Here is a 614-nt window from a genome sequence, read left to right on the forward strand (position 1 = left end):
GCGGCACTGCCCCGGCCGGGACCGGCGAGGGCGCCGCGCGCCCCGGAGCCCGACACGCGATGGCGGTGACCGACACGATCGCCGCGTTCGTCGCCTCCGGCTTCGGCGGCCCGGTCCGGCACTGGCGCACCGAGGTCGTCCACCCCCTGGACGGGCACCGCCGGGTGATCCCCGACGCCGTCCTGTACGCGCCCACAACCGCGGTGCCGCTGCTGACGGTCGAGGTCGACCGCGACACGATGGGCGCGCAGCGCGTGGCGGCGAAGCTCCCCGCCTACGTCGAGTACTACCAACGCCGCACCAAAACACCGATCGACCAAACCCACCAGGTCTGGCAACAGACGTACCCCGCCGCCACAACCCCGGAAGGCTCGTATCCGCCGCTCGCCCTGCTTTTGGCCGACGTCACCGCCGGGCGGGCCGGGACCTGGACCGACGAGTTCGCCGCCCTACCCGCCGACCCCGGCGCGGCGCACGCACCGACCGCCCGCTCGGCCGGGAGTTTCGGCCGCCGGTTTCTGGTGGTGGTCACCCACACCCCTAGGAAGTGTCTTCAATCTGCTCGGGTTGAGGCATGATGTCGGGTGTGATTCGACGTCATGAGTTGACCGATG

General features: G+C 71.7%; 1 protein-coding gene. It reads left to right on the forward strand.

Going from position 1 to position 614, the window contains the following annotated elements:
• Positions 1-578, forward strand: a 578-nt coding sequence (locus GT354_RS08600) for a replication-relaxation family protein (RefSeq protein WP_202511656.1), incomplete at its 5' end; no start/stop codon positions are given.
• Positions 579-614: the final 36 nt, after the last annotated feature.

Source organism: Streptomyces sp. SID3343 (assembly GCF_009865215.1).
Classification (GTDB): domain Bacteria; phylum Actinomycetota; class Actinomycetes; order Streptomycetales; family Streptomycetaceae; genus Embleya.